At 37.9% G+C, this 3,342-nt stretch carries 3 protein-coding genes; 2 read left to right on the top strand and 1 reads right to left on the bottom strand.

Annotation, left to right across the window (positions count from 1 at the left end; all coding sequences use genetic code 11):
• Positions 1 to 106: 106 nt before the first annotated feature.
• A complete protein-coding gene (gene thrB, locus F6K22_RS36605) occupies positions 107 to 1,024 on the bottom strand; it encodes a homoserine kinase (RefSeq protein WP_293109597.1) in 918 nt (305 codons plus the stop codon).
• A gap of 446 nt (positions 1,025 to 1,470) precedes the next feature.
• Between thrB and F6K22_RS36600 the strand changes: the two genes are divergently transcribed.
• Together F6K22_RS36600 and F6K22_RS36595 are read left to right on the top strand one after the other, a co-directional pair.
• Positions 1,471 to 1,602, top strand: coding sequence for a hypothetical protein (locus tag F6K22_RS36600; protein ID WP_293109596.1), 132 nt, complete (start codon positions 1,471 to 1,473; stop codon positions 1,600 to 1,602).
• A gap of 87 nt (positions 1,603 to 1,689) precedes the next feature.
• A complete protein-coding gene (locus tag F6K22_RS36595; RefSeq protein ID WP_293109594.1) occupies positions 1,690 to 3,033 on the top strand; it encodes a TrkH family potassium uptake protein in 1,344 nt (447 codons plus the stop codon).
• The last annotated feature ends 309 nt before the right edge of the window (positions 3,034 to 3,342 follow it).

The raw sequence follows: 3,342 nt of genomic DNA, 5'->3' as shown, positions 1-3,342 counted from the left end.
ATCTCGCTCTGGTAAAAAACAAACCCTAATTACCCTGATAGCTGAATATATGCAACTCAAGGAGTGAGATCTACCTTATTATTTGCGTGCTAAAAAAATAATTATCCTAGCTACAAACTGCACCTCTAGTATCAATTTCCAAAGATTGTACTTCTGTAACTACTCCCTGATTTTTCCAAGCTTCAGTCATTGCTGTTACTACAGTTGAACTTGTGGATGAGTTTGTCAGTACTAATAAAGTCGGGCCTGCACCACTAATTACCATTTCATAAGCACCAGAATTTAAAGCAGCAAAACGCACAGACTCATATCCTTTAATTAGAGATTTACGGTAGGGTTGGTGAATTTTATCTTGCATTCCAGCTTGTAACCATTCTCCCCGACCAGTTTCTAAACCTCTTAACAAAATTCCTAAATGGGCAGAATTAAATATAGCATCAGCGCGACTGTATTCTCTGGGTAGAACTTGTCGCGCTTCTGCCGTTGAAAGTTCAAAATCTGGAATTGCTACTACTGGTACAATATCGGGATGCCAGGGAATATCGCATATTTCCCAACCAGTTGCACTAGAAGCAGTTAAATGACAACCTCCCAGTAGGGCAGGTACAACATTATCTGGGTGTCCTTCAATGGCGATCGCTAAGTTCATCACTTCAGTTTGGCTCAAAGGATTTCCTGCTAGTTGATTTGCTCCCAGTAAACCTCCGATTATTGCGGTGGCCGAACTTCCTAATCCTCTGGCTAAGGGTACGCCTAAGTTTATTTCTATTAGCACAGATGGGGGAGTTTGGTTAATATGTTCATATAATTTTACAAAGGCTTGATAAGCAAGGTTGCTTTTATCTGTGCTGACTCGTGGAGTTTCTTTGCCTGTGACGGTTATTTTTACTTCTGTTGCGCTATCCCCAATAGAGAATTTGAAGCGGTTATATAAGGAAAGGGCAGCACCGAGGCAGTCGAAACCTGGGCCTAGATTTGCTGTGGTTGCGGGTACGGTGACTGTGATAGAGGATTTTGTGGTCATGGTATTAGTAGTTAAAGTGGTTTGCTTAGGATAGTGGGAATTTGTGCAGTTGACAAGATGTTGTTGGCTCTGCCACTACTATTGCGTATAGCGCAATAATAAAAAAGTTGTAATTTGATCGCTATATTTTTAGATAAAGACAGGACTATCTAAAAAACATTCCTCTTGTGATGTTGGATATTCTGTAATTTGCTATGGGTATATAAAATTCAAAAATATTGTATAGAAGCTCTAAGCATATCTTTCCCTTGTCAAAATTTTTGAGGAGCGGAGTTAGTTGTCTGTGGGAAGCGCGGCAATACAACAAAAAGATGGAAAAATACTCCAATAGACATCTCCAGAAAAGAGGGAACAGGGAACACTTAACTGGGAACAGGGAGAAATAATTGATAATTTCTCCATAAGAATTGATTTTATTTTTTATTGTTGGAGATGTCTAATAGACCTTGAATGCACCTCTAATCAGACATCTTTCCTCCCCTACTCCCTACAGTCCCCACACTCCCCACACTCCCCACACTCCCCACACTCCCCACACTCCCCACACTCCCCACACTCCCCACACTCTCTCCCTATAGATCCCTTCAGGGGTTCTATATATGCCTTAGGGGTGATAAATAGTCACTCTTAAGGCTGTATAATTTACATAATTTTTCGACTTTATAATGATGAAAATCCCTTTTATACAGCGTATTATTAACAAGTTAGGTCGTTCTCATCCAGTTCGACTACTGTTATTTGGCTATGGAGCTTATATACTAATTGCATGGCTACTTCTGTGTTTACCTATTAGCTGGCAGAGCGAGGCAGTTTCTCCATTAGATAATTTATTTATTGCTACATCAGCCGTTAGTACAACAGGGTTAGTTACGGTTAATACTCCTGATGCTTATAGTTTTTTTGGAGAGTTAGTAGTTGCATTAGCTTTTCAGGTGGGTGGGTTGGGTTACATGACTCTTGGTTCATTTGCCTTAATTTATACCAAAAATTCTTTATCAAATTTACGTCAACGAGTTGGGAGTGCAGTTTTTTCTCTGCCTCAAGGATTTAATCTCAAAGAATTTATTCAACATACTGTCATTTTTACTTTACTTGTAGAAGTAGCTGGAGTTATTTCACTATATATTTTATTTAAAAATGCGAAGGTGAGTAATTCTTTTTGGGCAGCAATATTTCATTCTATATCGGCTTTTTGCACGGCAGGTTTTAGTATATTTCCAAATAGTTTGGAAGATTTTCGAGGAGATTTTGGAATTAATTTAGTTATCAGTATTCTCAGTATTTTGGGTGCGGTTGGTTTTCTAGTTGCCTCTGATATTTGGCAAAATTTTACAAAAATAAATTATCGAACAACTTTAACAACTCGCATCATTTTATATGTTACTGCTTGGTTTTTAATTGTCGGATTTTTACTGCTATTTTTATTAGATGAATCACTGAAAAGTTTGCCCTGGGGAGAACATTTATTAGCAGCTTGGTTTCAGTCTATGACTTCTCTGACTACTGTTGGTTTTAATAGTCATCCGATTGGAGCTTTGAGTGCCGTAGCTGTTTTTTTAACTCTAATTTTAATGATTGTTGGAGCATCTCCTTCTGGTACTGGAGGCGGTTTGAAATCTACTTCTGTTTTTGCAGCTTTAGCGGTTATGTGGAGTTCATTGCAGGGTAAAAATTTTGTGGGAATTTTCGGTAGAAGCATTCCTGATGAAAGATTATTTACTGCTTTTTCATCTTGGGTGTTTTATCTCATTGCTTTTTTGTTAGGTTCGAGTCTGTTATTAATCTTCCAAAACCAAGCTTTTGAAGATGTTATTTTTGAAGCTGCATCTGCTCTGGGAACAGTTGGTTTGTCGCGGGGTATCACTTCAGATTTAGTGCCAATGGGAAAGATAATTATTATTCTTTTAATGTACATTGGTAGAGTCGGACCTTTGACTTTTGGTATAGCACTTTTTTATCAAAAGTCAACAGAATTAGTAGAAAAAGGCGAGGAAGATTTAGCAATTTAAAGTTTAGTTAGGAAACAGTGGGGAAAAAGTAGGTAATATATAATCCGGTTGAATAAAATAGTTGGGAGAGATGGGGGAGTAGGGAGATAGGGAAATGGGGAGATAGAAACCTTGAAGTAATTATAGAATTATGAACATATACTGTATAACCGGATTCTATATAACAAAGTTCTCACGGGGTGACAAGCTAGTTGAAAGCTATATATAGAGACGAATTTGCGTTCGGGAACTGAAGAATACTTCAACTAAAATCAAACTCTTATTGAGAATGAATGAGGTGTAGTGCGTTAGAAGAGCTAACGCACTACA

The sequence above is a fragment of the Okeania sp. SIO2F4 genome (genome assembly GCF_010672385.1).
In the GTDB taxonomy this organism is placed as follows: Bacteria; Cyanobacteriota; Cyanobacteriia; order Cyanobacteriales; family Microcoleaceae; genus Trichodesmium.
Note: the sequence above shows the minus strand (reverse complement) of the source record. Positions and strands in the feature narration are given on the sequence as shown.

Excerpts from the sequence above, each read along its gene's own strand:
- thrB (WP_293109597.1), bottom strand. The coding sequence starts at position 1,024 with ATGACCACAAAATCCTCTATCACAGTCACCGTACCCGCAACCACAGCA.
- F6K22_RS36595 (WP_293109594.1), top strand. The coding sequence starts at position 1,690 with ATGATGAAAATCCCTTTTATACAGCGTATTATTAACAAGTTAGGTCGT.